The 12,802-nt window shown below is 64.1% G+C and carries 14 protein-coding genes; 6 read left to right on the top strand and 8 right to left on the bottom strand.

From position 1 onward, the window contains the following. Positions 1-33 precede the first annotated feature (33 nt). The 3 genes from P9239_RS19500 to P9239_RS19490 form a co-directional block, all read right to left on the bottom strand. On the bottom strand, positions 34-450 hold the full coding sequence (locus tag P9239_RS19500) for a hypothetical protein (RefSeq protein ID WP_309753812.1): 417 nt from the start codon (positions 448-450) through the stop codon (positions 34-36). 21 nt (positions 451-471) lie between these two features. Next, entirely contained in the window at positions 472-2,751 is a 2,280-nt protein-coding gene (locus P9239_RS19495) for an NADP-dependent malic enzyme (RefSeq protein WP_309753810.1), read from the bottom strand. 280 nt (positions 2,752-3,031) lie between these two features. After that, a complete protein-coding gene (locus tag P9239_RS19490) occupies positions 3,032-4,264 on the bottom strand; it encodes an MFS transporter (protein WP_309753808.1) in 1,233 nt (410 codons plus the stop codon). A 305-nt stretch (positions 4,265-4,569) separates the two neighbouring features. Here P9239_RS19490 and P9239_RS19485 point away from each other — a divergent pair, with 305 nt between their 5' ends. Then, on the top strand, positions 4,570-5,256 hold the full coding sequence (locus tag P9239_RS19485) for an orotate phosphoribosyltransferase (protein WP_309753806.1): 687 nt from the start codon (positions 4,570-4,572) through the stop codon (positions 5,254-5,256). Between the two features lie 82 nt (positions 5,257-5,338). Here P9239_RS19485 and P9239_RS19480 read toward each other — a convergent pair whose 3' ends face one another. Continuing rightward, positions 5,339-6,052: a response regulator gene (locus P9239_RS19480; RefSeq protein ID WP_309753804.1), complete on the bottom strand. Its 714-nt coding sequence runs from the start codon at positions 6,050-6,052 to the stop codon at positions 5,339-5,341. 347 nt (positions 6,053-6,399) lie between these two features. Between P9239_RS19480 and P9239_RS19475 the strand changes: the two genes are divergently transcribed. The 3 genes from P9239_RS19475 (at position 6,400) to argC (ending at position 8,769) form a co-directional block, all read left to right on the top strand. Next, on the top strand, positions 6,400-6,915 hold the full coding sequence (locus P9239_RS19475) for a YbhB/YbcL family Raf kinase inhibitor-like protein (protein ID WP_309754168.1): 516 nt from the start codon (positions 6,400-6,402) through the stop codon (positions 6,913-6,915). Between the two features lie 197 nt (positions 6,916-7,112). Further along, the gene (locus P9239_RS19470; protein WP_309753803.1) at positions 7,113-7,712 is read left to right on the top strand and encodes a flavodoxin family protein; all 600 of its coding nucleotides are present in this window, start codon (positions 7,113-7,115) and stop codon (positions 7,710-7,712) included. A 103-nt stretch (positions 7,713-7,815) separates the two neighbouring features. After that, entirely contained in the window at positions 7,816-8,769 is a 954-nt protein-coding gene (gene argC / locus P9239_RS19465; protein ID WP_309753801.1) for an N-acetyl-gamma-glutamyl-phosphate reductase, read from the top strand. 189 nt (positions 8,770-8,958) lie between these two features. Here the strand turns inward: argC and P9239_RS19460 are convergent, their stop codons facing one another. The 3 genes from P9239_RS19460 to P9239_RS19450 form a co-directional block, all read right to left on the bottom strand. Beyond that, positions 8,959-9,324, bottom strand: coding sequence for a response regulator (locus P9239_RS19460; RefSeq protein WP_309753799.1), 366 nt, complete (start codon positions 9,322-9,324; stop codon positions 8,959-8,961). Between the two features lie 356 nt (positions 9,325-9,680). After that, positions 9,681-10,316, bottom strand: a complete 636-nt coding sequence (locus P9239_RS19455) for a LysE family translocator (RefSeq protein WP_309753797.1) — start codon at positions 10,314-10,316, stop codon at positions 9,681-9,683. 57 nt (positions 10,317-10,373) lie between these two features. After that, positions 10,374-11,333: an NAD(P)-dependent oxidoreductase gene (locus tag P9239_RS19450; RefSeq protein ID WP_309753795.1), complete on the bottom strand. Its 960-nt coding sequence runs from the start codon at positions 11,331-11,333 to the stop codon at positions 10,374-10,376. 43 nt (positions 11,334-11,376) lie between these two features. On the opposite strand from P9239_RS19450, the gene P9239_RS19445 reads away from it, so the two are divergent. Together P9239_RS19445 and P9239_RS19440 are read left to right on the top strand one after the other, a co-directional pair. Further along, the gene (locus P9239_RS19445; protein WP_309753793.1) at positions 11,377-12,135 is read left to right on the top strand and encodes a Mut7-C RNAse domain-containing protein; all 759 of its coding nucleotides are present in this window, start codon (positions 11,377-11,379) and stop codon (positions 12,133-12,135) included. 74 nt (positions 12,136-12,209) lie between these two features. After that, complete coding sequence (locus tag P9239_RS19440; protein ID WP_309753791.1) at positions 12,210-12,479, top strand: hypothetical protein; 270 nt, start codon at positions 12,210-12,212, stop codon at positions 12,477-12,479. 7 nt (positions 12,480-12,486) lie between these two features. Here the strand turns inward: P9239_RS19440 and P9239_RS19435 are convergent, their stop codons facing one another. After that, positions 12,487-12,798, bottom strand: coding sequence for a cupin domain-containing protein (locus P9239_RS19435; RefSeq protein WP_309753789.1), 312 nt, complete (start codon positions 12,796-12,798; stop codon positions 12,487-12,489). Positions 12,799-12,802: the final 4 nt, after the last annotated feature.

The following is a 12,802-nucleotide window of genomic DNA, read 5'->3' as shown; positions in this document are numbered from 1 at the left end:
TCGAAGGCGGTTCGCGGAAGCGAATCGCCTTTTTTATTTCGATGAGTTCGCGCTGCCGAACATGGTGTCGATGAATCGGAACGCTTCGTCGAGGCCGACTCGTTCGAACGGCGCTGCGTGGTGCGCATACAGCAACGGCGTTCCTAAACGATGAATCAACCTCACGTTCAGGCGAAACAGCGTACCGATCGGATACTGCGCACGCATGCTTTTGCTGCACTCGACGCGCAGTTCTTTGCTGAACCCTTGGCCAGCTAGCGGACGCACGCGCACGGGTGAAGCCGAGTTCTCGCACCGCGCACGGAACGTTTCAACGATGATCTCCAACGACTGCTCCATTCCTTGATTCGTAATCCGAATTGAATCACGGGAGAGACGGGAGAGATTCGACTGTTCAAGATAAGATGCCATCAAAAAAACGGCGATCCAGTCTCCCGAATCGCCGCCCATTACTTCTACGCCAAACCCGCGTTATTTCGCCTTCATCACACTAGCATTCGCGCTCGCCACCGCCGTCATATTAATAATCCGCCGCACGGTCGCCGCCGGCGTCAGAATATGAACCGGCTTCGAAGCGCCGAGCAGGAACGGCCCCACCGTCACGCCCTCCCCGCTCACCATCTTCAGCAAGTTGTACGTGATATTCGCCGCTTCCACGTTCGGCATGATGAGCAGATTCGCTTCGCCCGAAAGCGTCGTGCCGGGGAACGCCGCCTTACGCACGCTTTCCGACAAAGCCGCATCGCCGTGCATTTCGCCATCGACTTCGAGATTCGGCGCGCGCTCCGCGATCAGCTTGCGCGCCTCGGCCATGCGCTTGCTCGATGCGCTCGGCACGCTGCCGAAGTTCGAATTCGACACCAGCGCGACCTTCGGCTGAATGCCGAATCGCTCGATTTCGCGCGCGGCGAGAATCGTCATGTCGGCGAGTTGCTCGGGCGTCGGCAATTCGTTGACGTACGTATCGCTGATGAAGATATTGCGCCCTTGCAGCATCAGCAGATTCATCGCCGCGAAGTTGTCCGCGCCTTCTGCTTTCCCGAGCACCTGATCGATGAACTTCAGGTGATCCTGATACGTGTCGATGAGGCCGCAAATCATGCCGTCCGCATCGCCGGTGTGAACCAGAATCGCGCCGATCAGCGTGTTGAACTTGCGCAGCGCCGCCTTCGCGCTTTCCGGCGTGACGCCCTGACGCGCCGCGATTTCGTGATACGCCTGCCAGCTCTTCTGATAACGCGGATCGTCTTCCGGATTCACGATCTCGAAATCGACGCCCGGCTTCAGCTTCGAGCCCATCTTCTGCAGACGCATTTCGACGACCGCCGGCCGGCCGATGATGATCGGCTTTGCGATCTTCTCCAGCAGCACGAACTGCGCGGCGCGCAGCACGCGCTCGTCCTCGCCTTCCGCAAACGCGATGCGCGCGGGCGCGGCCTTCGCCGCCGCGAACACGGGGCGCATCACCATGCCGGTGCGGTAGACGGTCGCGCCGAGCGTCTCGCGATACGCGTCCATGTCCTGGATCGGGCGCGTCGCGACGCCGGAGTCCATCGCCGCCTGCGCGACAGCCGGCGCAATCTTGATGATGAGACGCGGATCGAACGGCTTCGGGATCAGATACTCCGGCCCGAATTCCAGCGAATGGCCTTCATAGGCCTTCGCGACTTCATCGCCCTGATCGGTTTCTTCGGCCAGTTCCGCGATCGCGCGCACGCACGCGAGCTTCATCTCTTCCGTGATCGTCGTCGCGCCGACGTCGAGCGCGCCACGGAAGATGAACGGGAAGCACAGCACGTTGTTCACCTGGTTCGGATAGTCCGAACGGCCCGTCGCGATGATGCAGTCCGGGCGCACCTTCTTTGCCTCTTCCGGGCGGATTTCCGGCTCGGGATTCGCCAGCGCGAGAATCAGCGGCTTGTCGGCCATGGTCGCGACCATTTCCGGCTTGAGCACGCCCGCGCTCGAACAGCCGAGGAACACGTCGCAGCCGTGCATGGCGTCGCCGAGCGTGCGCGCGTCGGTGCTCGCCTGATACCGCTCCTTCGACGCATCCAGATTGCCGCGCCCTTCGTAGATCACGCCCTTCGAGTCGACGACGATGGTGTTCGACTTCTTCAGGCCCAGATCGATAAGCAGGTCCAGACACGCAATAGCCGCCGCGCCCGCACCCGAGCAAACGAGCTTTACGTTGTCGAGCGTCTTGCCGACCACTTTCAGGCCGTTGAGAATCGCCGCCGACGCGATGATCGCCGTACCGTGCTGATCGTCATGGAAGACGGGAATCTTCATGCGCTCGCGCAGCTTCTTTTCGATGTAGAAGCATTCCGGCGCCTTGATGTCTTCCAGATTGATGCCGCCGAGCGTCGGCTCCAGCATCGCGATGGCGTCGACGAGCTTGTCCGGGTCCGTCTCGTTCAGTTCGATGTCGAATACGTCGATGCCCGCGAACTTCTTGAAGAGACAGCCTTTGCCTTCCATCACCGGCTTGGCCGCGAGCGGTCCGATGTTGCCGAGGCCGAGCACCGCCGTGCCGTTCGTCACGACGCCGACGAGGTTCGCGCGCGACGTGTACTTCTGCGCGTCGAGCGGTTCGTCGTAGATCGCCATGCACGCCGCCGCGACGCCCGGCGAATACGCGAGCGACAAGTCGAGCTGGTTTGAGAGCGGTTTGGTCGGCGTGACGGAAATCTTGCCGGGACGCGGATTCTGGTGGTACGCGAGAGCGCTTTGCTTCAGTTGTTCGTCCATGATTAGCCTGAGACGTTTGGAAATTATTTGAACAGGGGTTCACAGCCGGCAGCCGCTCAGCACTGTGGGCGGGATGTGAATCGATGGACCGATGGTCTCAGTCACCCGGCGCGTCGGATAGACGCAGCGTGCCGCCCGGCAAGGATGAAGCGGGCGAACGGAGCCTTGTTTTTGGGACGTTCAGTGTACACCGCACATCCCAAATGGCGCGACGCACCATTGCACCCGCGAAGCGTTGCTGGGCGGGCGTTTCGTCGGACGAAGAGGCGCGCGGCGATTCTTAGTCGAGTTCGGCGCCGCGTTTTTCGGGGATCAGACAGAGCGTCGCGGCGACATCGAGTAGATAGATGCTGGCGAGGAATGCGAGCGCCACCGCGAACGTGTAACGCGCCGCGAGCGCGCCGACCGCGACCGGCCCCAGTCCGCCGACCGCCCGGCCGATGTTGAACAGCACGTTCTGCGCGGTGGCGCGCGCTTCGGTCGGATAAATCTCGGAGATCAGCGCGCCGTAGCCGCCGATCATCCCGTTGACGAACACGCCCATTGCCGCGCCGCCGATGAGGAGAGCGGCCGGGCTGGTCAGATTCGAATACACGAAGACCATGGCGACGGCGCCGATCTGATACGCGAGAAACGCGGGCTTGCGTCCGAAGCGGTCGGCCGCCATGCCGAAAAGCCAGATGCCGAGCGCCATGCCGAGCACGGTCGCAGCCGTCCAGACGCCGGATTTCGTGAGCGAATAGCCGAACGTCTTCGAAAGATAGCTCGGCAGCCAGATCATCAGCCCGTAGTAGCCGAAGTTCTGCACCGAGCACAGCACGATCACGCCGAGGCTCGCGCGTGCGGTGCGTGCGTCGTCGAAAAGGCGCTTGAAGGGGAGCTTGCGCGCGGGGCTTGCAGCGCGACGGGCGGTGAACACCGCCGGTTCGGCGACGCGCCGCCGCACCAGAAACGAGACGACAGCGGGAGCCAGACCGACCGCGAACATGCCGCGCCAGCCGATCAGCGGCAGGAGAAGCGGTGTGAGCAGCGCGGCGCCGAGGACGCCCAGTTGCCAGCCGAGCCCGACATACGACGACACACGCGCCCGCAGCCGCGCGGGCCACGCCTCCGCGACCAGCGCCATGCCGATGCCGAACTCGCCGCCTAACCCGACTCCGGCCATCGTGCGATAAAACAGCAGGTCGCCGTAACCGCGTGCCAGCGCGCAGAGACCGGTGAACACGGCGAATAGCAGAATGGTCCACGTGAGCATGCGCACGCGGCCGAAGAAGTCCGACAGCACACCGAATACGACGCCGCCCGCCACCGCGCCCGCGAGCGTCCACGTGACCAGCGCGCCGGATTGCGCGGTCGACAAGTGCAGTTCGGCAGCGATCGCGGGAAGCATGAAGCCGAGAATCAGCAGGTCGAAGCCGTCCATCGCGTAGCCGAGCACGGATGCGGCGAGCGCATGCCAGGCGTGGCGAGGCAAGGAGGCGGTCGGATCGGTCGGGCGGGAGGCGGATGTCATCGGCACGAGTGAGTCGGAAGGCGCGGCGAGTGTACTGGCGAGCGTGCTGCCGTCACAACTGGAAAAAAGTCGGTCGGGCGCGCGCCGCCGCCCTGCTCGCTCCGCCGCGCAGGCTCGGGTAAAATCGCGGGTTAGCTGTGCATGGGACAACGCAGGCGCTCGAGCGCCGGTCCCGTCGACACGCGCGCAGAAAAACGCCAGACAGCCCTTCGAAAGACGGCTCGTCCGGCGTCCGGTTCATGCGCCAGGGCCCTCGCGGCCGCCTTCCGCTTCCAGAAGCGCCACATCAGTCCAAGGATTCGCCCATGACAGGCTTCGATCGCCAGACGATCTCCGACACCACCGCCAAGATGCTGCTCGAAGTGCAGGCGGTGCATTTCAACGCGGAAAAACCGTTCATCTTCACGTCCGGCTGGGCGAGCCCGGTGTACATCGACTGCCGCAAGCTGATTTCGTATCCGCGCGTGCGTCGCGGGCTGATGGAAATGGCCGAAGCCACCATCCTGCGCGATGTCGGCTACGAGCAGATCGACGCCGTCGCGGGCGGCGAGACTGCAGGCATCCCGTTCGCCGCCTGGATCGCCGACCGTCTCATGGTGCCGATGCAGTACGTGCGCAAGAAGCCGAAGGGCTTCGGCCGCAACGCGCAGATCGAAGGCTTGCTGACTGAAGGTCAGCGCGTGCTGCTGGTCGAAGACCTAACGACGGACAGCCGCAGCAAGATCAACTTCGTCAATGCGCTGCGCACGGCCGGCGCGACGGTGAACCACTGCTTCGTGCTGTTCCACTACAACATCTTCAAGGAAAGCGTGTCCGTGCTGAAGGACATCGACGTCGATCTGCACGCGCTCGCCACGTGGTGGGACGTGTTGCGCGTCGCGAAGGAACAGGGCTATTTCGAATCGAAGACGCTCGACGAGGTCGAAAAATTCCTGCACGCGCCGGCCGAATGGTCGGCGGCGCATGGCGGCGCAACCGCCACGCCGCAATAAATAATCGTCGCTTGCAGGCGACTGAAAACAAAAAGCCGCTGATTTTACTCAGCGGCTTTTTTGTCGTCTCGCGAATTTGAATCTACAGCGACTTCGAATCGGACAGCGGCGTATCTTCCAGCGACCCGTCGCCCGTATAGGCGGACAGGTTCATTAATCCGTTGCTTTGCGCATATTGGAATAATTCCGAATCCCGTTCGATGCCGAGTTTGCGCATTGCCGTGTTTTTTTGCGTGCTGATGGTCTTGATACTACGCCGCAGTTGCCCCGCAATCTCGGTAATGGTCATGCCCGACACGAAAAGCCGCACCACTTCCAGTTCACGCTTCGACAGAATGACGCCGCGCTGCTGCCCGGCCGCGCCGATGCCCATGCTGTCGAGCGCCGCCTTGACGGACGGCCCGAGGTATTCCTGACCGCGCATGACGTGCTGGATCGCCCAGCCGATGTGGTTCATGTCGTCGGCCTTGTTGATGATCGACACGACGCCGACTTCGCGCAAACGTTTGAGCAAGGCCGGATTTTCGAGCATGGTCAGCACGACGAGCCGCACTTTCGGAAACTGCCGGCCGATATAGCCGAGCAGCGGCATGCCGTCGCCGTAGGTGCCGCCAGGCATGGCTAGGTCCGTCACCAGTACGTCGCACGGCGTTTTCTGCAGCAGCTGCACGAGTTCGGTGGACTGACGCGCCTGGCCAACGACGTCGACTTCCGGAAACTTGCTGAGCGCCTGCGCGGCGCCGAACAAGATGACCGGATGGTCGTCTGCAATGATGACCTGAATTCGCTGGCTCATTTATTCTTCTCCCAAATCCGGTCGACTGACTGCCACGCGAATCAAGTTCAAATGGTTCATATGTTGATCTACGAGTTCTGAATCAGCCGCACGCCCATACAAAGACGACTGATTTTGCGCCATACGTTAAGTCCCAAGGATCAAGCTTTTAATGCTTTGTTGCAATGTTAAACTGCAACCTCCTACGAAGCGCATCACTGAGACAAAAAACATCGTTGCAGTGCGCGAAACGCTGCTATATGGGCTTCAGCCGCTGCCAGGAGTCAGCCATGCGCCTCGCATGTCGCATCGTGCGTTCGGGTAATGCTGTCGCTGCGTTCACGCTCGGCGTCGTCAGTGCGACGGCCATGCTCTGCCACGCGCGCGTCGCGGCCGCGCAGGACACGTTCTCCGTGACGAGCCCGGAACTCGCGCCGGGCAAGGTCGTCGGACGCGAGCTGCTTTTCGGCGAGTCGGACTGCAAAGGCGGCAATCGCTCGCCCCAGCTTTCGTGGCGCGGGGCGCCCGCCCAGACGCGCAGCTTCGCGGTGACGATTTTCGATCCCGAGGCGCCGGGGCGCGGCTGGTGGCACTGGGCCGTCGCCGGCATTCCGCCTTCTGTGACGCACTTGCCGGCGAACGCCAGCGCCTCGGGCGCGCTGCGCAAGATCGGCGCGGTCGAGGCCCGCAACGACTGGGACACGGACGGCTACGGCGGCCCTTGCCCGCCGCCCGGCAAGCCGCACCGGTATGTCGTGACCGTCTACGCGCTCAACAGCGACGACCTGCGCCTGCGCCAAGGCACGCCCGCTCTCATGTTCGATCACGAGATCCGCGCGACGGCCATCGCCAGTGCGCAGCTCACGTTCACCGTCGGAAGATAGTCCCTGCGCGATTGTTTCGCTGCGTGCGTGCGTTAGGCCCGGTAGCACGAAAATCGGCTGAGCTAGACTGACTGCATGCGTGCCCGGTCGCGCCCGGTGCCACGCATCGCCGCGAGCCGCACGTCCCAAAATCGACCGCCGCATCACGCAACACGCGCGTCGCTCGCGCGCGCCGCCTTGCGCGGCAAGAGGGAATCATGCCGAACATCGTCATCGTGTATCACAGCGGCTACGGTCATACGAAGAAAGTCGCGGAAGCCGTGCTCGCCGGTGCGACCGACGCAGGCGCGAACGGCAAGCTCGTGGCCGTCGGTGAAATGGACGACGCCGCGTGGGCCGATCTCGAAGCCGCCGACGCAATCGTCTTCGGCGCGCCGACCTACATGGGCGGGCCGTCCGCCGACTTCAAGAAATTCGCCGACGCCAGTTCCAAACCGTGGTTCGAGCAGAAATGGAAGGACAAGATCGCGGCGGGCTTCACGAACTCGGCGCACATGAACGGCGACAAGTTCCTGACCATCTCCTACTTCGTCACGCTCGCCATGCAGCACGGCATGATCTGGGTCGGCGCGGGCATCATGCCGTCGAACACGAAAGCCGCGACGCGCAACGACCTGAACTTCGTCGGCGGGTTCACGGGGCTGCTCACGCAGTCGCCCGCGGATGCGTCGCCGGAAGAAGCGCCGCCGCCCGGCGACATCGAGACCGCGAAGACCTTCGGCGCGCGTATCGCTGAAGTTGCGGCGCGCTGGGCGGATCGTCCGGCGGCACCGGAAGCCGCACCGGCGACGCCCTGACGCGCGGCGTTCCAGCATCGACATCAACCGGTCGCGAAATCGCCTTAGAATGGCGGTTTTGCGGCGGGCGCACGCGCGGCGGCCACGAACCAGCGAGATCGAGATGACCACGAAAGTATTTGTCGACGGACAGGAAGGCACCACCGGCCTGAAGATTTTCGAATATCTGTCGCAGCGCCGTGACATCGAAGTGCTGCGCATCGACGAGGCAAAGCGAAAAGACGTCGAGGAGCGCCGCCGGCTGATCAACGCGTCGGATGTGACCTTCCTGTGCCTGCCGGATGTCGCCTCGCGCGAGTCGGTTTCGCTCGTGGAGCCGGGCAACGACCGGACCTGCGTGATCGACGCGAGCACCGCCTTTCGCACGCACGACGACTGGGCTTACGGCCTGCCGGAGTTGTCGCGTGCGCAGCGCGAACGGCTGCGCACGGCGAAGCGCATCGCCGTGCCGGGCTGCCACGCGTCGGCCTTCGTGCTGTCCATGCAGCCGCTCGTCGCGGGCGGGCTCGTCTCGGCCGATTTCCACGCGCACGCCTATTCGATCACCGGCTACAGCGGCGGCGGCAAGAAGATGATTGCGGAATACGAAGCCGGCGGCGACGCGCGCCTGAACAGCCCGCGCGCGTATGCGCTCGGCTTGACGCACAAGCATCTGCCGGAAATGTCGGTGCGCACTGGTTTGTCGCGTGCGCCGATTTTCACGCCGATCGTCGGACCGTTCCTGAAGGGTCTCGCGGTGACGACTTACTTCTCGCCGGATCAACTGGCGCGCGCCGCCAAGCCGCAGGACGTGCGCGACATGCTCGCCGAATACTATGCGGGCGAGCCCTTCGTGCGCGTCATGCCCTTCGACGCCGACAGCAACCTGGACAACGGCTTCTTCGACGTTCAGGCCTGCAACGACACGAATCGCGTCGATGTGTTCGTGTTCGGCAACGACGAGCGTTTCGTGACCGTGACGCGGCTCGATAATCTGGGCAAAGGCGCGTCCGGCGCGGCCATTCAGTGCATGAACCTCGCTATCGGTGCGGACGAAGCGACCGGACTTGCGCGCTGAACGCGTTGTTGACGCCGTTTGTCGACGACAAGCCGGCCATAGGGCCGGCTTTTTTTATGCGCCGCAACAAGAACGCGCAAGACGAAAAAAAGCCCGCCTAGGTTGGCGGGCTGAATCCATATCAGTGGAGACATGGAGGAGACAGGAACCACTATATCAAGTCTTTTGGTGCAATGCAACACGACTGTCTCAAGGCTGCGTCATCGACAAAATGAACTGCAGTTGATCCGCCAAGATCGGCTTGACGAGGTGGATGTCGAATCCCGCCTCCAACGTCATGTCGCGATGCTGCGGCTGACCCCATCCCGTCAGCGCGACGAGCAGCATGGCCGCTCCGTTCGGCGACTGGCGCAACGCGCGCGCGGCGGCGAGGCCGTCCACGAGCGGCATGCCGAGATCGAGGATCACCACTTCGGGCGCGAATTGCGCCGCCACTTCGACCGCCTGCGCGCCGTTGGCGGCGAGCGCCACTTCGTGACCCAGCCCGTTCAACAGGTTCGCGAGTCCGGCGAGCGCGTCGTCGTCGTCATCGGCTATCAGGATGCGCTTGCTCACGATGACCTCACCGGGTTGCGTTGATTTCGAGCTTCAGATTGTTCGCGCCAGCCTGCGCCGCAGTGATCCGGGTGCGTGCGCCTCGTGCGCCGACGTAGAAATGCTGGCGCTACGACATTTTTAGTTGGCCTCGACACTGCCGCCGCCCGCCCTACGCCCGCATCGCAGCCCGGCGCGAATGGCTGCAAGCCGACTCCGCTCTAAAACATAAGACCGATCGGGATTTTCACTATCCGCCGCGCAACGCCCCGCGTATGTTCGGAAGCGAATAAAGTGTCGACACAATCGAGAGCAAATCGCGCACCCGTTCGCGTCACGCTCCGCGCGCGAGCGCACATTGCATCGGTGACGGAAGCTCAGTGCTTAAGCAGCGCCATCATCGCGCCGAAGCCGACGAACACGCCGCCCGTCAGCCGATTGAACGCCTGCGCGACCGCCGCGCTCTTGAGCTTCTCGCCGATGCGCGCGCCGAGGCCCGCATACACCGCGTACCAGCTCACCTCGATGACCGCGAGCGTCGCGACGAGCACGGCGAATTGCGGCAGCACGGGCCGCGCCGCGTCGATGAATTGCGGCAGCAGCGCCGCCGCGAAGAGGATCGACTTCGGATTGCTGCCTGCAATCAGAAAGCCGTTGCGATAAAGCGCAGCCGGTTTTGCGGACTGCGCTCGCGCGTCGTGGCTGCTCTCGTCAACGGCCACCGCGCTCGCCTTCGCGCGCCAGCTTTTCACGCCGAGCCACACGAGATACGCCGCGCCGATGAGGCGCAGCGCGTCGAAGAGACGCGGCCATGCCTGTAAGAACACGCCGAGCCCCGCCGCCGATACCGACAGCATCAGCACGAGCGCGGTTAGGCAGCCCGCCATCGTCGCGAATGAGCGGCGCAGGCCGAAGCGCGCGCCGTGCGTCATGACGAGCAGCATGTTGGGACCCGGAATCGCGGATATGACGAACACCGTGGCGACGAACAGCCACCAGACATGCAGACTCATTGCGGCTTACCGAAGAAGAGCGGGACTGCGATTATGCCGCGTTCGTTCACCTGCAACTCACCGCCCCGCGCGCCTCGCCGCCACTTGCCCCAGCACGGCGAAATCCTTCTCGCCGTCGCCGTGAGCGAGGGCATCGACGAGGTTATCGCGCACCACGCTCGCCACGGGCAACGGCACGTTCACCGCATCGCCGGCGGCGATTGCGAGGCGCACGTCCTTCAGCCCGAGTCGCGCCTTGAAAAGCGCGGGTTCATAGCGGCGCTCCGCGATCATCTTCCCGTAGCCCTGATACACCGGCCCCGGAAACAGCGAGTTCGTGATGACGTCGAGGAACGTCTGCGCCTCGATGCCGTGTCCCGTGACCAGCGCCGCCGCTTCGCCGACGGTTTCGATCGCCGACGCGAGCATGAAATTCGCCGCGAGCTTCAGCACGTTCGCGTGCTCCGGCTGCTGGCCGACGCGCCACGTTTTCTGGCCCATGGCGTCGAGCACCGGCTGCACGCGGTCGATGTCCGCATCCGCGCCCGCCGCCAGGATGTTCAGCTTGCCCGCCGCTGCGACGTCCGGCCGTCCGAGCACCGGCGCCGCGACATAGGCGACGCCGTGCTGCGCGTGCAACTGCGCGAGTTCCACGGCGAGCGCAGCGGAAATCGTCGCCATGTTCACGTGCACGAGGCCCTTCGAAGCATGTTTGAGCAAGCCGCCTTCGACGAGAACCGAGCGCAGCGCGTTGTCGTCGGCGAGCATGGAGAACACGGCATCGCCGGAAAACGCCTGTTCGGGCGTATCGACAACGGACGCGCCCTGATCCGCCAGTGCCCGCGTCTTGTCGCGCGAGCGGTTCCACACGCGCACCGTGTGGCCCGCCTTCAGCGCGTTGCTCGCCATCGCGCCGCCCATTTCGCCTAGTCCGATGAATCCGATATCCATTGCCTGTGTCCTTTCGCCGATTAGCGTCATTGATGACCTGTCGCCGCGCAGCCCACGGCGCGCGGCCCGTGCGCCAGTAGAGCACATCGCCCGGCAGCACGCAGCGGCGCGCAATGCCATACTTGCCTGCATGGTCAACGCGCGCTTTCAATTTCACGATGAACTGAACGAGTTCCTCGCCCGGCCACAGCGAGGGCGCGCGTTCGAGTGCGCGTGCCCGCCCACGTCGTCGACCAAGCACATGATCGAAGCGCTCGGTGTGCCGCACACCGAAGTCGGGTTGATCCTACGCAACGGCTCGCCCGCCGGCTTCGACGCACCGATCCAGCCGGGCGACTGCATCGAGGTGTATCCGGCCGGCCACGCGCCGCCGAATCTCGCGGAAGGCGGCTCGCTGCTGCGCCCGCCCTTGCAGCCTGCGAACCTGCGCTTCATCGCGGACGCGCATCTCGGCGGCCTCGCGCAACTGCTGCGGCTCGCGGGCTTCGACACGCGCTACGACAACAACTTCCCCGATGACGAAATCGAGCGCCTCGCGCAAGACGAATCGCGTGTCGTGCTCACGCGCGACCGCGAATTGCTCAAGCGCCGCACGGTGCTGCACGGCTGCTATGTGCGCGCGCTGCAACCGGACGAACAGTGGCGCGAGATTGCGGACCGGCTGAATCTCGCCGCCCACGTGCGCGCATTTCGACTGTGCCTGATGTGCAACGCGCCGCTGCGCCCCGCCGCGCCCGACGAGATCGACGGCCGCGTGCCGGACGGCGTGCGCCAGCGTCACACACGCTTCGTCACCTGCGATGTCTGCCGGCGCGTCTTCTGGGAAGGCTCGCATTGGCGGCGCATGCGCGCGCGCATCGATGCGATGGCGGAAACCGGTCAGGCGTGAACCGCGCGCCGCCGAGGCCGGCAGCCGGGCCAGTACAATACGGCTCCATCGAAACTGCGGCCCCGGAGCATCACGTGAACAAATTCCAGCTGGAACAAAACAAGGCGTTCAAGCTCGCCAACGACCTCAAACAAGGCGGACGCGCGCGCGTGGGCGCGGCCGACACGTCGAAAACGGATCGCCGCGAGCAGCGCAAGCTCGATCAGGCGAAAGGGCTCGTCCCCTTCGCATGCAAGCTCGACGAAAAGCTCGTGAAGCAGCTGAAGGAGCGCGCCGATAAGCACGAGGGCGGCATGACCGAAGTGCTCGCCGAACTGCTGGTTGCGGCGGGACTCGAACGTTGAGCGTCGCTCAGACGCTGCCTTCTTTCTCGATCACCAGAATGCGCGCGGCCCCGACCGGCTCGGCGTAATGCTCGTCGCCGGCCTGCGCGTGGAAGATATCGCCCGCATGGAGCGTCACGGTGCGCTCGCCTTCTGCGTCGCGCACGTGCATGCGCACCACGCCGTCCATCACGGCGAACACTTCCTCGCCGTCGTTCACGTGCCATTTGTACGGCGCGTCGGTCCAGTGCAGACGGCATGACGTGCCGTTCATCACGCAGATATCGAGCGCGCCCCACGCGCGCTCGGCCGTGAACTTTCCGCTTTCGATCACTTTCATGCGA

The sequence above is a fragment of the Caballeronia sp. LZ062 genome (assembly GCF_031450785.1).
In the GTDB taxonomy this organism is placed as follows: domain Bacteria; phylum Pseudomonadota; class Gammaproteobacteria; order Burkholderiales; family Burkholderiaceae; genus Caballeronia.
The sequence above is the reverse complement of the archived record's forward strand: the minus strand, read 5'-3'. Positions and strand labels throughout refer to the sequence as shown.